Origin of the sequence: Parapedobacter indicus, assembly GCF_900113765.1 — a bacterium.
GTDB classification, from domain to species: domain Bacteria; phylum Bacteroidota; class Bacteroidia; order Sphingobacteriales; family Sphingobacteriaceae; genus Parapedobacter; species Parapedobacter indicus.
The window spans coordinates 304,774-325,643 of record NZ_FOQO01000003.1; the positions used below are offsets into that span (position 1 = coordinate 304,774).

A 20,870-nucleotide genomic window follows, 5' to 3' on the forward strand; every position below is an offset into this window, starting at 1 on the left:
AATAGACATTATTACAATGGAGACATTTTTTACTCGAAGGCGTCGTCACGCCGCAGCAAATTTTTCCGTCCATCCCATAAAGCAACGAATGCGAATGTGCTGCTAACCCCGCAGCCTGCTTCTACGACTTTATCTTTACATTCATTTTCAAACAATAATCCATGAACAAGACAACTTGTACAGGTATCTTTATATACCTCTTTTCGCTGCTGGTGCCATTGATCGCGTTCAGTCAGCAACTTGATATTACGGGTAGCGTCGTCGACGCTAAGTCCAATTCGCCCCTAGCGGGCGTATCCATATCCGTCAAAGGGAAACCGGTTTCCGCTCAAACCGATTCTAAGGGCACCTTTATGCTCGCAGGCTTATCCCCTACGGATGTGCTGGTATTTTCTTTTGTAGGATACTTTCCCCGCGAAATTGCAGTGAATCAGCAAGACCCACCGTTAGTTATACAACTTACCAGCAGTACCGAGAATCTCGATGAGGTGGTCGTGACTGCATTCGGTGTATCGCGCGCGAAGAAAGCCTTGGGTTATGCCGTTCAGGACGTCAACGCCCAAGAACTAGCTACCCGTCCTGCCAACGCCTTGGGTGCAATATCCGGCAAAGTAGCCGGTCTTCAAGTAATCCCTTCCGGCGGCAACTTAGGCGGCTCCACCCGCGTGTTGCTACGGGGTATCAATTCCATCAGCGGCAACAACCAACCGCTCTACATCATCGACGGTACACCGATAGATAACACCGACCTGAACAGTTCCTCCATGATTAATGGTAGCGCGGGCAAAGATTTCGGCAACCTTATCCAAGATCTTAACCCCGATGACATCGCCAATATTTCGGTACTGAAAGGTCCTTCTGCCGCCGCACTTTACGGTTCGCGGGCTGCTAATGGCGTCATCCTCATTACCACTAAAAAGGGCGAAGGTGCAGACAAATTTAACATCACCTTCAATACCGGCATTGAACTGGAAAACATCGTTAGGTTACCCAAGCGCCAGCACCTGTATGGACAAGGCTATACAAACTCATTTGCCACCGCAACCATCAACGGGCAGACATACAACATCGTTAACTATGAAGCAGACGAAAGCTGGGGGCCGAAGTTGGATGGCACCCCTGTATTGCACTGGTACAATCTCGATCCGGAATACCCGGCCGACTACCTGAATCCTCAGCCGTGGGAGTACCCCGAGCATGACGTATCCTACTTCTTCCGTACGGGTGTTTCCAATACGAACAACCTCGCTATTTCCGGATCATCGGGCAATACGGCCTATCGCCTGTCCTATACAAATCGCAACGTAAGGGGCACTACTCCAAATTCCAGTTTGGGCAGAAACACCTTGAACTTCGCCGGATCGACGCAGTTCGGCCGACTAAAGGTATCCAGTAACCTCAGCTATACCCATAACAACACGCTGGGTAGGCCATGGGCGGGTGCTTCCAACCGAAACATCATCCTCGAAGCCTTCCAATGGGGTGGTGTGCAGGTAGACTATAAGCGACTTGCGGAATATAAACGGCCAGATGGCACGCCACGCGCATGGAATCGTACCGGCTACCAAGACACGCCAGCGGCAGAGGCAACGCGATTCATCGACAACCCGTACTGGTCTGCCTATGAAAGTTATCTTGAAGAAAAGCGTGACCGACTCTACGGTAACATCGGCCTTACGCTTCAAGCCACCGATTGGCTCGATCTTTCCGGACGTGTACACGGCGATGTGTATGCCCACCAATTCCAGGACCGCATTGCTGTTTATTCACGCTCACAGTCGCAATACCAGGAATACAGCAACCATTTTAATGAATATAACTACGAGTTTATTGCCACGGCAAACAAGCAATGGAGCCAGTTTTCGCTGTCGGGCAACGTGGGTGGCAATATCCGCGACCAGCAGCGGCGCATTACCGATGGCATTACCCAAGGCGGGTTGATTGTACCTTCCTACTACAACTTGAAAAATGCTCCCTCAGTACTGACTAACAACGCATTTTACCACAAACGGGTATACTCACTTTTTGGCAGTTTCTCAGCGGGATGGAACGATATGCTGTATATCGATGGAACCCTACGTAACGACTGGTCGTCTACCCTGCCCATTTCCGACAATTCATTTCTCTACCCGTCGGTAACCGGCAGCTTCGTTTTCAGTGAACTACCATCGCTTCGGAACAGCAACATTCTTACCTTCGGCAAAATACGCGTAGGATGGGCACAAGTGGGGAACGATACAGATCCCTACCAGTTGCAGCAGGTTTTTGAAGCCCTACCCGCGTTCGCTGGAAACCCGAACTATGCCCTCTCCGGCACACTGAATAATGCATTGCTGAAGCCTGAAATCACGAGCTCGTGGGAAACAGGTGTGAACCTCGTATTTTTCAACAACAGGCTAAGTCTGGACGCCACTTACTACGATAACGTCAGTAAAAACCAAATTCTGCCGGTTCCCATCTCCGCTGCGTTCGGCTATGACGCCAAAATACTGAATGCAGGCAGGGTAACCAACAAAGGGGTTGAGGTGACGCTTACCGGCACTCCCATAAAAAACGATCGGTTTGAATGGAACAGCACGGTCAACTGGTCAACCAACCGAAATCGCGTGGATAAGCTTGACGAAGGTGTCAATACCCTGGAACTGAGTAATGCCTTGGTTACACTCGTTGCGCGTGAAGGCCAGCCGTACGGACAGCTACTGGGATACGATTTTGTATACACTCCCGATAGGCAGCGTGTCGTGCAGGAAGACGGCACATACCTAAAAACAAGCCAACTAGTTCCGCTGGGCAGCGTCCTACCCGACTACCTGATCGGCTTCCAAAATCAATTCCGCTTCAAAAAACTGACCTTTGGCTTCCTCATCGATGGCCGTGTGGGTGGAAGCTTCTTCTCACAGACCTATAAAGTGGGAATGTATTCAGGCATCCTGGATCGTACCGCCGCAAATGGCATCCGTGAAAACGGTGTTGTGGTTGATGGCGTAAAAGCAGACGTCACTTTCCTCCCCGACGGCACCTACACCACGGCCAATATCCGGCCCAACGATACACGGATTTCCGCACAGGATTGGGCACGCAATGAATACAACGGCCCCACCGCGTTCAGCATTTTTGATGCGACGTTTTTCAAACTTCGCGAGGTGACCCTCGGTTACCAGTTCAGCTTGGCAAACCACATCGGTATTTCGAGCCTAAATGTGAGTCTTTATGGCCGGAATCTGTGGAACATTTATACCAAAAGCAAGTACATCGACCCCGAGTTTACCAACAGCGGAGGCAATGTCCAGGGCATAGAAGGAGGCAGTATTCCTGTACCGGCTACGTATGGTCTAAACGTCACTGTTAATTTTTAATCCGATAAATCCGATTATCATGAAGATAATAATCAAAAATATCCTTTCGGCCGCTGTGCTCGCAGTCACACTCGGTGCATGCAGCGACAGCGAGTTTGAGAAAATCAATACCGACCCTAACCGGCCGGCCAATGTCCCTACACCGAGCATTATCCTGGCAGCCCAAAAGCAGCTGGTTGATAATATCCGTAACGAAAATTTCTCATTGCGGGGCACCCAGCTCTTTGCGCAATATTACAGCCAGAACATCTACACGGACCAGTCGCGTTACGACATCCCCCGGAGTTATGCGGATACCTATTGGGCCGATGCGTATAAAGCCCTCAATAACCTCAACAAGGTAATACAGCTCAACACGGATGAGGATACCAAAGCAATTGCATCTGCGGGGACAGCAGGAACGAACGCCAATCAGATCGCAATTAGCCGGGTACTGAAAGCGTTTACGTTCCATTCGCTCACTGACGTGTTTGGTGATATTCCTTATCAATCCTACGGAAACGGCGATCCGGATTTTGAAGCCCTGCAACAGAATCCCGATAACTATACACCCAAATACGCTTCGCAGCAAAAAATTTATGAAGACTTGCTCAATGAACTCCAGCAGGCCGCAGATACGCTGTGGAAATACAAAAACCTGAATACGTTTGGCGCTTCAGACATCATTTATAAAGGCGACAACGAATTATGGGCCCGGTTTGCCAATTCGCTACGGTTGCGACTGGCGACCCGCGTTCGGGCAAGAGAACCCGAGCTGGCAGCCCAGCACATCGAGGCCGCGATTGCACAGGGAGTATTCACTTCCAATGCGCATAATGCCATTTTCCGCTACGCAGCCAGCGCACCCAATGAAGCTCCGCTTTACCGTGCGACGGTTACGGCCAACCGGAAAGATTTCGCGATATCGCACGTATTAGTAAATGCATTAAAAGGCGAGCTTGGCCCGTTTGATAGCAGGGATCCCCGATTAGCTGTTTACGCGCTACCCAATCAAAACGGTCAATACATCGGTCAGCCTTACGGACTTCCGTTGGAAGCTGCGGGCATTAACGGACCTACGGACATTAGCTTGCCGGGAGCGGTGATAAACGCCGCCGATTTCGGTGAGACGCTGCTGGAATATGCCGAGGTGGCTTTTCTCATCGCCGAGTACAACAACTGGAGCGATGCGGAATACCGCAGTGGTGTTCAGGCTTCACTTGAAAAATGGGGCATCGCTGCTGCAGCCGCCAAAGCGTATGCCGGAAGCCTGCCCCCCGCAAACCGTGAAACAGTGCTTACCCAAAAATACTTCGCCCTGTTCACTCAGGGGCTGGAAGCCTGGTCCGAAATCAGGCGGACAGGCTATCCTGCATTTTTGGTAAAACCGAACGATATCGTTTGGCAGCGTACCACATCCAACGGGACCACCATCTACCGCTTTGACCCCATCTTCGGCGATGGGATACCGCAGCGATTATTTTATCCGGCAAAAGAACAAAGTGTAAACCGCTCCAATTACCAAGATGCGCTTGCCAATCAGGGCGACGACATCATTACGACCAGGATATGGTGGAACAAATAGATTGACAGGTCAGGACCGCGAGAGGTCCCCAGCCAAATCCTCAAAATCCAACCGATCGTGGTGGTGATTTTGAGGATTTTTCAATTGAATAGCGATTGTTTGCTTTTCGGATACCGGAGAGAAATAAAAGACAGCGGATGAATACGCGCGGGATATATAAGCCTTATTCGCCCCTCGAAGAAGTGGTCCACAGCATCAACCACGTAAGCGCACCGTTATAAATAATCAATTCGAAACCGACAGCATAGGCCGTATGGGGAACGATGAAATACGTATTGATCAGGTAACATAGCAAAGGCGACAACAGACAGATATAGGGCACCAGCCGGTCAGCGACTTGTCGCTTGGTGAGAATACCGAACGCAAATAGTCCCAGCAACGGGCCGTAGGTATAACTAGCTGCCGTAAAAATGGCATTCACCACGGAGTCATCATTAATGACCCGAAAGACCATGATCACGAGTAACATGATCAATGAAAAAGCAAAATGTACCCGGTTTCGGGTTTTCACCAAGGTAGTGTCGTTGGGATCTGTCTTCTTGTTAAAATTAAGGAAATCTACACAGAAGGAGGTGGTCAATGCCGTCAATGCGGAATCCGTTGTAGCAAATGTTGCAGCAGTCAAGCCCATCATAAAGATAATGCCGGGTACAAGGGTGAGGTGATGAAGCGCGATTTCCGGGTATAGGTAGTCAGGTGTGGGCAACGCTGTTACATCGATGCCATTTTTACTGGCATAAATATACAGCAACGCACCTACTGCGAGAAAAAACAGGTTAATGACCACAAATATACCCGTAAAGGAGAGCATGTTCTTTTGGGCTTCGCCAATGGTTTTCATGCTGAGGTTTTTCTGCATAAGATCCTGGTCCAGCCCGGTCATAGCAACGGTAACGAAGATGCCGCCAATGAAATGCTTCCAGAAATGGATACGGTTGCCCAGAAAATCCTCAAAAACAAATAGCTTAGCATAGCTGCTTTCCTTAACGGTTTCGATGGTTTCGACCAGGCTAAGCCCCAAACTATCCGCCATGAAATAAATGGAAAGGATGACCGCAAGCACCAAAAAGAACGTCTGCATCATGTCCGTGATGATGATCGTTTTCAAGCCTCCCTTATTCGTATATAGCCAGATCAACAGTAGACATAGGGCGATGGTCACCACAAATGGCACATTCCAGGCGTCAAAGATGAACCACTGCAGGATGATCGCCACAAGATACAGCCGGAACGCCGATCCGATCGTCCGTGACACCAAAAATATCATGGCGCCGGTCTTATAACTCCGATGCCCCAACCGCTCTTCCAAGTAGGTGTAGATGGACGTCAGATTCATGCGGTAATACAGAGGCAACAAGACATAGGCGATGATGATGAAGCCTACGGCATTGCCCAGGATAAACTGGAAATAGCCGAAGTCACTATTGCCGACGGCCCCTGGCACCGATATGAACGTCACACCTGAAAGAGCCGTACCGATCATACCAAAGGCGACCATGTACCACTTGGCATTCCGGTTGGCTACAAAGAAGGTGGCATTGTCTGCCGATTTACGTGAGGTAACGTAAGCTACGCCGAGCAACAAGCTGAAATAAACAACCAAAAAAAGAAAAAGGACTGCAGGTGTCATCCGGGAGAAGGGCTTTTAACTAATGATCCGTTACACGAGAATACTCGATGGCGCTACGGACACTGCCGTACTTTTCCAACAAATCCGATGCAGATTGTGCATCAATGCCCGTCTCTTCCATGATAATCCGAATGCCCCGGCTGAACAGCTTATTGTTGGTCAACTGCATATCCACCATCTTATTTCCTTTCACTCGCCCCAACTGGATCATGACGGTTGTACTGATCATATTGAGCACCAACTTCTGTGCGGTACCCGCCTTCATCCGAGTGGAACCGGTGACAAACTCAGGCCCTACAATAACTTCAATGGGATACGTCGCTTCCACTGCAATGACGGAATTGGCGTTACAAACAATGCAGCCCGTTACCAGTCCCGATGCATTGGCTGCCTTAAGCGCTCCTTTCACATAAGGCGTACCTCCAGATGCAGCAATACCAATGACCACATCTTTGCTATTGATACCGTATTCCTGTAAATCAATCCATGCCTGTTTCTCGTCATCTTCCGCAAATTCAACAGCTTTTCGAATGGCTGTATCACCTCCAGCGATAATGCCAATAATCCAGTCATAAGGCACACCAAACGTAGGCGGGCACTCTGAGGCATCCAAAATCCCCAGCCTACCGCTTGTTCCAGCCCCTACATAAAACAGCCGGCCCCCGTTCTTCATGGAAGATACCGTCGCTTCGATCAACCGCTCGATCTGCGGGATGGCCCGTTGTACGGCCAGCGCTACCGTTTGGTCTTCGTTGTTGATGTTCGCCAACAAGTCACCAACCGTCATCTTGTCTAAATCTCGGTAATTTGATTCTTTCTCCGTCGTATTTGTCATCTCGCTCTCGTTGTATGAATGTGGTCTCACAGCATTTCGACACCGACCACCAAATGTCGATAAAGTAAAGAAAAAACGTTTGGATTGTTTAAATTATTTCATTTGGAATCACATGCATGGACAATTATATTGTCATGCAAACTAACTGCTTACTCGTCATTGTGTGCAAAAATGGTTTGTTTATTGCAGATAAAAAAAATGGAACCACGCCGCTTTGATTACGGTCGCAATGACATTTCTGTGTTTCCACACAATTATTTAGATGGCACAAATTCAATAAAACAAATACCTCTCGGAGGTAATGAAAACGAGATTCTCGACTGATTACCGCGATACTCCCCAAGCTTACGCTTTCCATTTTCATCGCATAAATAAATCGTACCGCTATCCGCTATCCGGTATTCAGCCGGGTTTAACACAAAGTCCACATCGTACTCCTGCGTGCTGATACTCGCCAAAGCCACTGCCACCTTCCCTTCTTTTGATCGCCAAGCCGAGGTATACACGGAGGGGAACTTGCTTTCGAAACGGGTGACATTTCCGGTACGGCCCGCATAAATCGAAAGTCGGGAAACGGCAATATTTTCTTCAGGAATCGCAAGGTGTGGTGGCCTCAGGAATTCACCGAAAACAAAATAGTCCAAACCGGCTTGGCGAACATGAGCCAATCGGTCGATGAAATCGATCTCTTTTTTCCGAATGGTGTCTAGGAAAGGTTGATAATTGGCGATCATAGGCTGCATGCCCCAAACAAATGACCGGGCCTGTTCCATTAAAAACTGCGTATTAAATTCCGGGTCTAATGGTGTTTCTGTATCGTCGGGAGCCTGCTCTTGAGGCCACTTCTCGTCGTAAGGCGGTGTTAGCAACGACGAGTAATTCCCGAATGTAATTCCGTGCGCATGATAAACACTCTGAAAAAGTGGAATCGTCTGCCATTGGTGTACCCCGGCGTAGCGTTCTTTACTCACTTGCAACGCTAAAAACACATCCACATAAGGTAGCCAATTCTCTCCTACGCCCTCACCGGCCAATGCTGGGGCACTGCCCTGCGGAAAGGTGGCCCGTATTAGCCGGTTTTTTCGTGCCATATGCTGTATCCAGTAATTCCCACCCCCTATGGAATGGCCGTGTGTAGGATCATAGCATCTCGTGCTGAGGCAGACCTGATCCATATAAACACCTCCCAGCCCATAGTGGTTGACAGCAGTATCGACCAATGACGCGTATTTCTGCTTCCAGAAATCGGTTGCTTCGCACATGTAAGTCAGTGCTTTTTTTGTAAAGATATTATAAACATGGCTGAGCGCATTACCGTTGATGTCTTTGACGGCAAAGCGTTCTGCCCCTTCGTCTACCCAACTTTGGGTAGACGGCCCCCACTTCAGGGCATTCATATACACCAATGCATTGACCCCCTGCTGTTGCGCCTTACTTACCGCAGTTTTAAACACCTTATCGCCATCTCGTGGCGGAAAATACTCGGGAAAAGAATCGTCATATGACTGCCCATGCCACCAGTGCCACAATACACTAACGCGGCTGTCCAGCCGTTTGCTCAATGCGACAGCTGGGGGCAACACATTCGACGCATATCCTCTGTTCCAAACCCAATAGCTGGTACTTTGCACCCAATCCGGAACCCTCCCATTGGCGAGGCGGCTGTCCCTGCTCCAATGCTGCTTTTCGGCCCACTGCTTGTATAGCTGGGCCGCTGTAAACCAATCGCCCCGGAACCCGCCAACTAAAAAAGCATAAGGCGGCTCATAGGAAGACACGTGTTCTTCATAGGAAGGGTAGTTATTCACACCGTAAACCAACATCCCCGTGGTATCTCTCAACAAAGTAAACGTCTTGCTATATGCCAGCGTATCATCACAAGCCAGGTAAATGCCGGTGCGATGCGGGTTATACAAACTGATAAATTGCATGGACATATGACCGGGATATTCCCAGGTGAACCCGCTGCCACCGGGTTTCATTACCTCACGCGGCGATTTGAGCAGCGACCCCATCCAATCGGGCACTGCCAACTCTTCTTCGCCAAGGTCCGCTAATCCGGCGATACGCGGAAACGTTACTTTACGGATCAACGTTCCTTCGGTACCATCTACCCGGATGCGCCAGGCAGACATCGCCGAATCCGGAATCAGGCTTACCAATACCGTAACCCGGAAATCCTCGGGAAGCTCTTCAAATCCTGCCCAGATTAACTTCAAGCCATCAGCAGTTTGTGCCGTGGAAAAATTTGAAGCTGCACGGGCATCAATATTCAGGGGTTTTTCCCCACCGTCGATCGTAATCTCCCAGGGCGATCCGCCGGAGAGGATATCGCTGACCAGAAACGATGCATGCTCCTTCACGGACGTCATCTCTTGGAGCTCGCCGTTGGCGCTTTTGAATGCCAACTCAAATTTGCCGTTTGACAAACGCTCGACGTTTCCGCCAATTTGCGCGTAACCCGCACCGAGACTCGTGAATATTGCCGTCAATAAAAAGGCGAAAGACAGCACCTTGCTGCGTTGCCCTACAGATAAATAAAACATCATAACTGTCACTTTAAGTCATCTTGTATTAGCTTGAATATCCGGGTTGATTTCGCTTCCATGGTTACTCCAAAAGAATCTCCAATGGCGATCACCACTTCGGAATCGGGATCCATCACCTTAGCGGAGAACGGCAATTTAACCAATTTGTCGCCGCCGTCCGCCGAATGCAGACATATCCACCCCCTTCCAGCGTACAACACGTCTTTTCCGCCTGCCAAGTAACAGTGTACGCCGGCTTTGCCAAACAACTCACTGAGCTCCGATGCACTCCACTGAATCTTTGCCTCCTTGTCGTGTACTTGCCCATTGGGTTGGTATACCCTGGATTGGTTCCCATCCGTCCAAACCACCCACGTACCGCCCTCAGCGGCCTCATTCAGATAGGATTGTTCTTCATCGGTCAGCGACAATAGCCCCATGTACCACACCACCTGATAGTCACCAGCTTTAACTGCATCCAGGTCTTCACGTAAGTAAAGGTCATAGGGGGCCCCGGTTTTGCCCAACGCGTATCGGTTGTGCAATATTTGGCCTGTAAGCCCGCCAAACGATGCATCCATAGCACCCAGTTTCTCGTCAACGATCACCGCTACTTTAGGAGCCATTGCGGGGAAAACCTCATCCGGGTAGCGCTCGAAAAAGCGCTGTCCGGACGCAATAATGTGCATCAATTTCGGATCGCCGAACCACCCCCCCCACATATCAAACCACCACCCACCGTAGCCATAGGCTAACATACGTCCGAGATTCTTCCACAGCAAAGCTTCCGACTCCTCCATCGTTTCCGGCCCCAACCATACGCCATCGGTATACGCTGTTCCTTCCGGTTGGATGTGCGGAGCCCGGTCGCGTAACAGGGTAGTAATCGATGTACGTGTATCGTTTTCCGCTAACCACAGCTTGCCATGTAATTGTACGGATTTGATCGCGGCAAATGGTGCCCAATCTTCACCAATAACACGGTGATAATCATTCGGACTGGACAGGTAGTCTAAATCAGGACACCGAAGCAATTTGGACAATGCCCCGTGTCCACGGCGCAGATCGCTCACAAAGTAATGATACCCGTAAAAAGCACCCGTAAGCAACCTTCCCTGGCTTGCTTTCTTCACGACGCGACAGAAATGCGCGATATTGTCTGCTGTAGCCTCCCCATGGAAAACAAAAGTGTCGAATACCTGCCCAGCTGTATCCGGATTGCGCCAATTATCGACCTTAACCTTTCCGCTGATGTCACCTAGTTGAGCGTTCTCAAAGGTCACGTCGTCGCGATTCCAAGATCGCCTTAAACGTTCGACGTCGTCCGTATAACGCTTCCGCAACCATTTCCTGAAGCTTTCAAGCCTTACCGCGCTTTCATCGTAAAACTCGTCTTTGAAGTGGTACATCCACTCCTCGGTAAAACCTCCCGCTACATGGATGCCAATAAGATGCTTGGCATAAGGCGACTGCTCCAACCACTGCACCAGTTGAGCCAATACCTTACTGGCCTCTTCCCGCCAAAGCGTACTATACATGCTGATCCGGAACGTAGAACCATCGGGTTGCAGGCTTGCGCTCTCTGGATGCAGCTCTTCCCACCAAGTTGGAGCATCCAAGTGAATTCGGATAATCGCCAATGCGTTGGAATCCGAAGCGATGAGTTCATCGAAATCGGTCATCAAACTCGTGTAATCCAATTGATTTTCGCCCACCCAGATCGGTGATCGGAACGGTTTGATACCCGAAATCGAATTGATACCCCGATCACCCAGGTAGGCAGGAATGTTGTATAAATGCAGTCCTGCCTTTTCCATTTCCCGATAGAATTTCGGTTCACCGAGGTATGACATATAGGCGTACGGCGGATACGGAGAGCCATCGACAAACAGGGTCGGTACGCCTGCCCGATCTTTCACTTCCGCCAAGGGCAATTGTGCATCGACGTTCTTACATAGCATGCAGAGCAACCCTATGAATAAGCAAGCGCTACGATAAATCATCTTCATTCCTAATACCCGGGGTTTTGTTCAAGAACAGCATCTTTATTGGCTTCGATTTCTGCATACGGGATGGGCCATAGCTGATGGTAATCCTGGATCTCATCCTTATTCACAGCATTGTATTTACGGACACGCTCTACTAATTTTCCGGTCCGATGCAGGGTGATACGCCGAGGTTCTTCATAGACCAGCTCCCTTGCCCGTTCATCCAGAATATAATCCACTGTAACGTCCCCCGGTTCCACGGGTGTCGCTTTCGACCGCAGCCTAACTTCGTTGATGTCGTCGGCTGCATGCTGCTGATCTCCTTTTCCAAGGTACGCTTCAGCCCGCAGTAAATAGGTTTCCGCCAAGCGCATCATGTAACGGTCGCGATACAATGCGCCAGCCGTATTCTTTATCGTACCCAGGCTCTTATCCTCATATACGCCGTCGGGATGTTGCCCGGGTGTCGTAACTTTAGAAGGATGAGGGTACCACCTCCATGGCTGTTCAATCAATGTCGAACCTGGGTTTTCCACTGCGCTTTTGCCATACCAAGCAGAGGCCGGGTTTGTATACACCAAATCGCGTACAATATTATGTGGAGCATTCCGGATATCGTTATTCCAGTCGCTTTCCCAAAGATCGTAAAGAAAAAAATCGGTATTCATCATCAGTGAAACGCCCGCTCCACCCGTATTGTAATCCGACATGGGAACGCCAATGACGCCCTCTTCTCCATCGGGATCTTTAAGCGTTAACCAGGATGCGGGACCCGCTACCCGTTCCAATGTATGACCGTGCCCATAGCCCCCTGCGGAAGACAGTACGCCACCGGGGATATCCGATTCATACTGGATCACCCACAACGCTTCCCGGTTACCGCTACTGCGATTCTGATTACCCACACGGAATAGGTCCCAATAAACGTCACCCGGCTGGGTGAAGTTCAGGAGCTTATCCTGCGGATTCTGCGCCGCCATACTTCCAAAACGATTCTGCATCAAATCGGTGCTGGGATCATCGATGACCACAGAAGCCGCAGTGATGGCTTCATCGTATCGTTCCAATGCGATATAGGTTTCTGCCAGCAATTGCTGTGCTACCAAGTTGGACACTTTACCATCCGTCACCTGGTTAATCGGCGGTAAGTTGTTGGCGGCTTCCGTCGCATCGGCAACAATCTGTTCGAGAATTTCGGTCTTGGATGCGCGCACGAAATCAGTTCTGGGGGCGGTGATCTCTTCCGTCACCAGCGGTACGCCACCCCACAGATACACGAGGAAACGATAGGCAAAAGCCCTGAAAAATTTGGCTTCGGCGGTGACAAGTACTTTTTCGTCATCCGTAAGGCTCGAATTACTAACTCTTGAAATGATCGTGTTGGCATTGCTGACGATTTTGTACCAGCTTCTCCAGTGCAATAATACATCACTGTTAGTAGGCACCAAGTAGTTGGTGTGTCCGCCAAAACGAGCAGTAAGCTGATACCGTCCGTCCTGGGCAATATCTGTAGCAGTAAGGTACGGCTTGTACTCCGTAGCTGCGTAACAAATCGTCCGTACTTTAGCGTACAAATCGGTTAACCCCCGCTGATAATCATCGTAGCTTACAAAGCTATTTTCCGGACTATAAAAATCCAATGGTTTTTCTTCCAATACGTTCTTGCAGGAAAAGCTCACGGAAAGGAAAACTATACAGGAGAATGAAGCTAATATCTTTTTCATGATTGAATTTTCTAACAATTATAAACTCAACTCGAGACCTACATTAAACGATTTCATGACAGGATAAGCATCGCTGTTGATGCCCTGGCCCGTTTCCGGATCCCATCCATCCCATTTCGTAAAAGTGAGTAGGTTTTTACCACTGACACTTAGTCGTAGGTCTTTAAATCCAATTTTGCTTATCAGCGAACTGTTAAACTGATAGGCAAGTGAAATATCCTGTACTCTCACAAAACTCCGGGAATAATACGGCTTGGGATTGATTTGCGGCACGGTCCATCCGGTGGCATATTTGCCCGTCGGGTTGCTCACAGACCACAAGTCATAATTAAAGGTATTCAAATTGGCAAAATTTCCGGTTGATGCGACATTGGCGGGAACATTTTCACCCAGATAGCCATTTTTCCCGCCCTGAATGGCATTGACGAAAAAGCGGAACGTGAAATTTTTATACGTCAACCCGCTTTGAATGCCAAAGAAGTATGCCGGTTCAGTCTGGCCCAGGAAGACCCGGTCGTTGTCTGCCGTTATTTTCCCATCGTTGTTTTGATCGACAATGCGATACGTTCCCGGCTGGTAGCCCGTCATGACGTCGTCGTCAAGCTGCCAGATACCGTCAATCTGGTAATGATAAACGGTACCGATTGATTTTCCGATAAACAGGTTACTGCCGATCAGATCATCTTCCCTGCCGTCGTTGTTTTTATCTTCACCCAAAAGGCTCATAATTTTGTTGGTATTTTTGGCGAAATTCAAATTCACGTCCCATTTAACATGCTCCGTTCTTACAGGCGTGGTAGATAGGCTAACTTCGACTCCCTGGTTTTTAAGTCTGCCAACATTACTTGAAATGACAGAAAACCCGGTAATTTCGGGTATGATCACATTCCATAATAAATCGGTAGTTTCCGTATTATAGTAATCAATGTTACCGCTAACTCTGTTTTTGAACAAGCTGAAATCCAAGCCAGCATTCACTCCTTTTGTTTTTTCCCAGCTCAAGTTATCATTCGAAAGTGAGCCCATCGATTGCCCCATGGCGGTACCGGATCCGTCGCCAAACACATACTTGGAGTTATCATCTGTGGTTACGCGGGCAAGTGAACTATAGCGTGTTGTCATGTTGCCGTTCACCCCGTAAGTTCCCCTTAACCTCAGGTAGTCAAGCTTGGGAATGGATACAAACGACTCATTGGATAACACCCAGCTCGCACCTACGGATGGGAATAGGGCGGATTTATTATTTTTAGAAAACCCACTGAATCCGTCTTGCCGTAAGGTAGCAGTGAGCATATACGTATTCCGGAAGTTATAATTTATCCGTCCCATTTGATACAGAAATGTTTCTTTCCATGCATCCGAATTTATCCGTTGAATTTCTGCCTGCTCCAAGCTGTTATATGAAAGGGATATGTTAGACACGTTAGTTCCTTCCGCTAACGTCGATTCAAACTGATTTTTCCGGTAACCTGCAACGAAGGTCGCCGATATACCATGATCGCCGAATCGATTGTCGTAAGAGAGAATATTGTCAAACGTCATGTCGTACCGTTGCTGATTGCTTTTTGATACCGACCCGGACAGGTCGGCATCATAGGGGCTGCTGTAATAATAATTTGCCAATAGGAAATCGTTGCCCAGATTCACCCGGTATTCCAAGCCCGGAATCTGAGGAATTTTTACAATTCCGTAGAACGTGCCGTTGATGCGGGTGTTCAGATCTTTATTATCGGCCGCCGCCGCTATAAATGGGTTAATGATATTGGTCGCTCCCGTGGGGTAGATGATGTATTCCCCATTTTCGTCCCAAGGTGTTGCAAACGGGCTGGTCAATTTCATGGCACTCATATTGGGATAGATGCCCGAATAGTCGGTAAACGCGCCGAACGTGTTTGCCCCGATTGTGAGCCAGTCGGAAATATCCGTGCTCAGGTTGATTCTTACCGTATTTCTTTTGTAGTTATCATTCATCATAAAGCCCTTCTGCTTCGTAAACCCGCCTGACAAATAATAAGAAGTTTTTTCAGTACCTCCACCTACCGTTAAGGCATGATTGGTGATGTACCCAGGGTTTGTTAATGCGCCCCACCAGTCATAGTCGGTGCCTGCCTCAATTCCCCTTACGTTCTCCGGAACGAGTTCGGTATTTGAAAAATCCCAATCGGGATTCGGTTGGGTGTAGTCTGGTGCCAGGTAGGCATTTTGATAGTAGATATCCCGGATGATCTGCTTTTTTTCTTCAGCGTTGCGCAACCGCATATCAGAGGTTGGTGTTTGGGAGGCCAGATTTGTCGAATAACTGATTACCGGTTTACCTTTTTTTCCGCTTTTGGTCGTGATCAGCATGACCCCGTTAGCCGCCTGAGCGCCATAAATAGCTTTACTGCTGGCATCTTTTAGTATGTTTACCGATTCAATATCTGCAGGATTCAGGTCGCCCATTCTTCCGTTGTAAATGATACCATCCACCACAATCAGTACGGATGTGTTTCCATTGATGGTATTTCTCCCCCGGATTTCGATGGCTGGCTCTGCCCCGGCCTGATTGGTTTGTCCGATTTGTAACCCTGGCACCGTCCCCTTCACAGACTGCAAAATATTGGTATTGGGTGCTTCCCTGAATGCCTCAATATCGGCGGTGACAACCGCGCCCGTGAGGTCAGACCTTCTCATTGTACCGTATCCTACCACCACCACTTCCTCCAAGCTCTGGTCGCTAGGTTCTAAGGTGACGTTTAAGGCAGCGGTGCTGACCACTAGGTCTTGCGATGCGTAACCGATCATTGTGAAACGGAGTGTTGCACCCGTTTGCACAGAAATGCTGTAATTACCGGCTTCATTGGTGCTGGTTGCCGCTTGGCTGCCCACAACGGATACACTGACTCCGGACAACGGCGCTCCATCTGTACCGATAACTGTGCCACTTACCGTTTGCTGCATCGGTAAATCTTTCCCTTTTCCTTCGTTAAAACCGAAGGTCCAAAGCGGAACACCTAGTACAATCATCATCGAGAATCGTATTAGTTTTCTCATTTTCAACGTGTTTAATTAATTAGTTAATGAATGCTATTTATAATCTGGTTAAAAAAACTATTCACAAATATGCTGCTCATGACGCCCTGACCTGCCTCTCGGACTTCCATGAAATTAAATCACCTGCCCCGCGCGTGTATAAGCTGCCGAACACCACCATTCTCTCCAAGAAGTATATTCGTACGGTTCTTTCATAATTTAGAGGTTATCCCACAATAACGGAGCAAGTATAGGAATATTCTTTAATAGATTGCATGTTTTTGCATTTTTAATTTTTAAAACCACAACAAAACGCCACACACAATCACCAATAATGCACATAAAACGCATAAACTGAAATAAAATTCGGAAGAAAACATGCAATACCGCATTAATACGCAAAACTATTACCCCGACTCCTTACCGTCATAACTTGAAGCAAGTTTTTTAATCCAACTACAACGTTTTCGTAAAATTTGCTGCGTAAACGATTGCGCTCTTGCAATATTTTTTTTAGAATTGTCCTAACTAATATAAACAAACACCCATTATGATCGAAAAAGCAATGCCCAGGATGATGTATTTAAAAGATTATTGAATTACATCGCCGACATCTCTCACAATTTTTAATGACAGAAATTTGTCCATTTGTCATTTAAAGCCCTTTTAAGATTCAATTTATTGAAATTAACATGCTATATAATGAAAACGATTGTCTTACTTCCTCCTTGATACTTGAAGTCATTACTCTCTAAGTACAAATAGATTTCGTTTACGATAACCGAATTATGAAAAAAACCTACTATAAACAACTATTTCCTTCGGGTATGGCAGTACCAAACTCCCAAGAAACTTGATTGGTAACGGTTCATTGTGGCTAGCAGTAATGGCCCGGATAAAAAGGTGTCAGCTGCCGTCGCCAGCTGAATGGAGAAAAATCGACTGACTCCGTGTTTATCGGCTTTTCCCTATACCAAAAGAATGAATTGATTAATTAATATTTTTTAAAACTTATACTATGGATAAGCACTCTAAGGAGAGGAGACCATACCTCAATAACGGAAGACATGTGCTGGCAATAAAAAAATGTAGTCGGTGCTTGCTACTCTTTTACCTGTCTTTTTCCTTGGTTTCAAAAGCATATTCGTCAGAATATGGGATTCCTAACGCATCTACAAGGAACACCGGTAGCCCTACTACACCCGGAAGTACACAAGCACAACAAAAATCAATAACCGGTACAATTGTCGATAATCAGGGAATACCGATTACCGGCGCCAGTATTGTGGAAGTAGGAACCAACAATGGTACAAAAACCGACGCGGAAGGTCGGTTTTCCATGCAAGTTGGGGCGAACGCCTCCTTAAAGATTTCCTATCTAGGTTACTTAGAGCAGGAAATCAGTGTTGACGGACAAACGACCCTCAACATCACCCTGCTAGAAGATAACCAAGCGCTGGAAGAAGTCGTCGTAGTCGGATACGGAACACAAAAAAAAGTGAATTTAACGGGCTCCGTAGCCGCGATTAAAGTTGACGAAAAAATCACGAGCCGGTCATTGTCGAATGTTTCCTCCGGATTGCAAGGTTTGTTGCCTGGCTTACAAGTGGCACAAACCACCAGTATGGCCGGAAAGAACGGCGCTTCGCTGATGATCCGCGGGTTGGGTACGGTCAATAATGCCTCGCCGTTGGTGGTGGTAGACGGGATGCCGGATGTGGACATCAACCGGATCAACTTTGCGGACATCGAAAGCGTCTCCGTACTGAAAGACGCGGCTTCTGCATCCATCTATGGTTCACGCGCAGCAAACGGGGTAATTTTGATCACCACAAAAACGGGGAAAGGCGCAGACCGGACCGCGATCAACTTTAATTCTTCCTTTGCATTGGAACGGCCTACGCGTGGTTATGATTTTATGGCCGATTATCCGCGCGCATTGACGATTCATCAATACCGTGCAGCATCTGGTACACTAAGAGATCAGTATAACTTTAAGGACGGCACCATTGACCAGTGGGCGGCTTTGGGTATGATCGATCCCTTGCGTTATCCGAATACCGATTGGTTTGATGCGTTCATGCGGGATGGTGCGTTGCAAAATTATAACCTCTCGGCATCGGGCGGTGGAGAAAAGTCGAATTTCTACCTTTCAATCGGCGCGATTGACAATCAAGGAGTTCAGATGAAAAACGACTATTCCCGCTATAACACGCGTTTTAACTATGACTACGATATTTCTAAGTTATTTACCGTGGGAGCTCGTTTCGACGGAAACTGGTCTGAGTTTACGTACAGTGGTTATGCCGACGGGATAACGAATAACGACACCGATGATTCAGGTGGGGGTGATATGCAATATGCGATTGCGGGGGTATTACCCTATGATCCGGTTTCAGGGCGTTATGGGGGTGCGATGGCGTATGGAGAAGATATTCAAGCATATAATCCCTATGCTTATTTTGACTCAAGAAACCCCAGCCAGACTGAACAGCAGGCAAATACGAGCATCTATGTTGATTTTAAACCGTTTAAAGGGTTCACAGCTCATGTGGACTATGCGTTGAGTTATCGAAACTATTTTCAGAAGCGGGCCGATATGCCTACGGGCGCTGCCTATAATTTCCAAACAGATTCGGACTTAGGACGGAACTACGTGGCGGAGAATGCCTCAGTAAGCGATAACAATACCACGGCTTATAAAACACAATTGAATGGAAGGTTAAATTATCAAACCACGATTGCCGATCACCACAACATCAACGCCCTCTTCGTTTATAGCGAAGAATACTGGCACACGCGCTCTACCAATGCATCCCGAAATGACCGCTTGCACCCCACCATCACTGAATTAAATGGAGCACTCACCAATGTGATTAGTAATGGCGGTAATTCGGCATCGGAGGGCCTCCGTTCCTATATTGGGCGACTCAATTACGATGCGTTTGACAAATACCTGTTCGAGTTCAACTTCCGGGTCGACGGCTCCTCGAAATTCACCGAAGAAAGCCAGTTTGGATTCTTCCCTTCTGTGGCAGTCGGATGGCGGTTTACGGAAGAGGGTTTCCTTGCCCCTGTCTTTAACTCATGGCTATCGAACGGTAAAATCCGGGCGTCCTATGGAAGTACCGGGAATAATTCGGGAGTCGACAGGTTCGAGCAACTAGAAACGTTAACAGCCATGAACTACATGTCAGATGACGTTGTGAAAGGGTTCGTGAACCGGAAAATGATCAATCGGACACTCTCTTGGGAGGAGTCAAGGGTGTTTAACCTCGGATTGGATATGGGCTTTGTCAACAACCGATTGACCACCGAAATAGACTATTACGATCGGCTAACGAGCGGAATGAATCGTCCTTCTGAAATGTCTATCCTGCTAACTGGTGCCTACGAGGCTCCTCGTAGAAACATTGGTAACATGCGAAATCGGGGGGTAGAACTGAACCTCACTTGGCAGGATCGGGTTGGAGCGGTTGATTATTCGGTCAATCTGAATGGCGCATACAACCGCACGAATCTCGAATCATGGAATGAATTCCTCAATAGGGGATGGATATTTATCGATATGCCGTATCACTTCTTGTATACCTACCAAGATGCGGGCATCGCCCAAACGTGGGAAGATGTTTATAGTTATACCCCCCAAGGTATTGCACCGGGAGATGTAATCCGCGAGGATTTGAATGGTGACGGTATCATTGACGGTAAAGATCGAAAAGCCTATAGCAATACACAACGGGATCGGCCGACCACCACATTCGGGATGACGTTAACCGCTGCTTGGAAGGGCCTTGATTTCTCCGCCCTCTTTAACGGCGCAACCGGGCGCAAAGACTACTGGATTACCGATTTTAATAACACGAGTATGGGCGATCGGCGTTACGCGTCTACGTGGGATCATTGGACCAAACCGTGGTCGTTGGAAAACCGGAACACAGACTGGCCTCGGTTAGGAACCAGCACGAATCGTTCTGATAATTCCTTTTATTTATATGACATGTCGTATCTACGTCTTAAGAATTTACAGCTGGGATACAACATACCAACCAAGTTCCTGTCTAAGATACATGTCGCGAACGTGAGGTTCTACCTGTCGGCAGAGAATGTGTTTACGCTCACCGCGTATCCGGGACTTGACCCTGAAAAACAAAGAAGCGGGAGAGATTTATATCCGATTAATCGATCCTATTCTGTGGGTGTTAATATTGGCTTATAAATTAAGTGTGTCAA

The 20,870-nt window shown here is 48.0% G+C and carries 9 protein-coding genes; 3 read left to right on the plus strand and 6 right to left on the minus strand.

Going from position 1 to position 20,870, the window contains the following annotated elements:
* Window positions 1–161: 161 nt before the first annotated feature.
* Both BMZ56_RS07945 and BMZ56_RS07950 read left to right on the plus strand, forming a co-directional pair.
* Window positions 162–3,356, plus strand: coding sequence for a SusC/RagA family TonB-linked outer membrane protein (locus BMZ56_RS07945; protein WP_090626038.1), 3,195 nt, complete (start codon window positions 162–164; stop codon window positions 3,354–3,356).
* 19 nt (window positions 3,357–3,375) lie between these two features.
* Window positions 3,376–4,920, plus strand: coding sequence for a SusD/RagB family nutrient-binding outer membrane lipoprotein (locus BMZ56_RS07950; RefSeq protein ID WP_090626039.1), 1,545 nt, complete (start codon window positions 3,376–3,378; stop codon window positions 4,918–4,920).
* A gap of 163 nt (window positions 4,921–5,083) precedes the next feature.
* Here BMZ56_RS07950 and BMZ56_RS07955 read toward each other — a convergent pair whose 3' ends face one another.
* From BMZ56_RS07955 to BMZ56_RS07980, 6 genes are all read right to left on the minus strand, one after another.
* Window positions 5,084–6,550 (minus strand): sodium:solute symporter, encoded by a 1,467-nt coding sequence (locus BMZ56_RS07955; protein ID WP_090626040.1) that lies wholly within the window; start codon window positions 6,548–6,550, stop codon window positions 5,084–5,086.
* A 19-nt stretch (window positions 6,551–6,569) separates the two neighbouring features.
* The gene (gene murQ, locus BMZ56_RS07960) at window positions 6,570–7,385 is read right to left on the minus strand and encodes an N-acetylmuramic acid 6-phosphate etherase (protein ID WP_090626041.1); all 816 of its coding nucleotides are present in this window, start codon (window positions 7,383–7,385) and stop codon (window positions 6,570–6,572) included.
* A 254-nt stretch (window positions 7,386–7,639) separates the two neighbouring features.
* A complete protein-coding gene (locus BMZ56_RS07965) occupies window positions 7,640–9,934 on the minus strand; it encodes a DUF6259 domain-containing protein (RefSeq protein ID WP_090626042.1) in 2,295 nt (764 codons plus the stop codon).
* 5 nt (window positions 9,935–9,939) lie between these two features.
* The gene (locus tag BMZ56_RS07970) at window positions 9,940–11,922 is read right to left on the minus strand and encodes a beta-galactosidase (RefSeq protein ID WP_143072873.1); all 1,983 of its coding nucleotides are present in this window, start codon (window positions 11,920–11,922) and stop codon (window positions 9,940–9,942) included.
* 2 nt (window positions 11,923–11,924) lie between these two features.
* Window positions 11,925–13,625: a RagB/SusD family nutrient uptake outer membrane protein gene (locus tag BMZ56_RS07975; protein ID WP_090626044.1), complete on the minus strand. Its 1,701-nt coding sequence runs from the start codon at window positions 13,623–13,625 to the stop codon at window positions 11,925–11,927.
* A gap of 18 nt (window positions 13,626–13,643) precedes the next feature.
* Entirely contained in the window at window positions 13,644–16,658 is a 3,015-nt protein-coding gene (locus tag BMZ56_RS07980) for a SusC/RagA family TonB-linked outer membrane protein (protein ID WP_218146508.1), read from the minus strand.
* A gap of 997 nt (window positions 16,659–17,655) precedes the next feature.
* Between BMZ56_RS07980 and BMZ56_RS07985 the strand changes: the two genes are divergently transcribed.
* Window positions 17,656–20,856, plus strand: coding sequence for a SusC/RagA family TonB-linked outer membrane protein (locus BMZ56_RS07985; protein WP_090626045.1), 3,201 nt, complete (start codon window positions 17,656–17,658; stop codon window positions 20,854–20,856).
* The last annotated feature ends 14 nt before the right edge of the window (window positions 20,857–20,870 follow it).

Excerpts from the sequence above, each read along its gene's own strand:
- BMZ56_RS07945 (WP_090626038.1), top strand. The coding sequence starts at position 162 with ATGAACAAGACAACTTGTACAGGTATCTTTATATACCTCTTTTCGCTG.
- BMZ56_RS07950 (WP_090626039.1), top strand. The coding sequence starts at position 3,376 with ATGAAGATAATAATCAAAAATATCCTTTCGGCCGCTGTGCTCGCAGTC.
- BMZ56_RS07955 (WP_090626040.1), bottom strand. The coding sequence starts at position 6,550 with ATGACACCTGCAGTCCTTTTTCTTTTTTTGGTTGTTTATTTCAGCTTG.
- murQ (WP_090626041.1), bottom strand. The coding sequence starts at position 7,385 with ATGACAAATACGACGGAGAAAGAATCAAATTACCGAGATTTAGACAAG.
- BMZ56_RS07965 (WP_090626042.1), bottom strand. The coding sequence starts at position 9,934 with ATGATGTTTTATTTATCTGTAGGGCAACGCAGCAAGGTGCTGTCTTTC.
- BMZ56_RS07970 (WP_143072873.1), bottom strand. The coding sequence starts at position 11,922 with ATGAAGATGATTTATCGTAGCGCTTGCTTATTCATAGGGTTGCTCTGC.
- BMZ56_RS07975 (WP_090626044.1), bottom strand. The coding sequence starts at position 13,625 with ATGAAAAAGATATTAGCTTCATTCTCCTGTATAGTTTTCCTTTCCGTG.
- BMZ56_RS07980 (WP_218146508.1), bottom strand. The coding sequence starts at position 16,658 with ATGAGAAAACTAATACGATTCTCGATGATGATTGTACTAGGTGTTCCG.
- BMZ56_RS07985 (WP_090626045.1), top strand. The coding sequence starts at position 17,656 with ATGGATAAGCACTCTAAGGAGAGGAGACCATACCTCAATAACGGAAGA.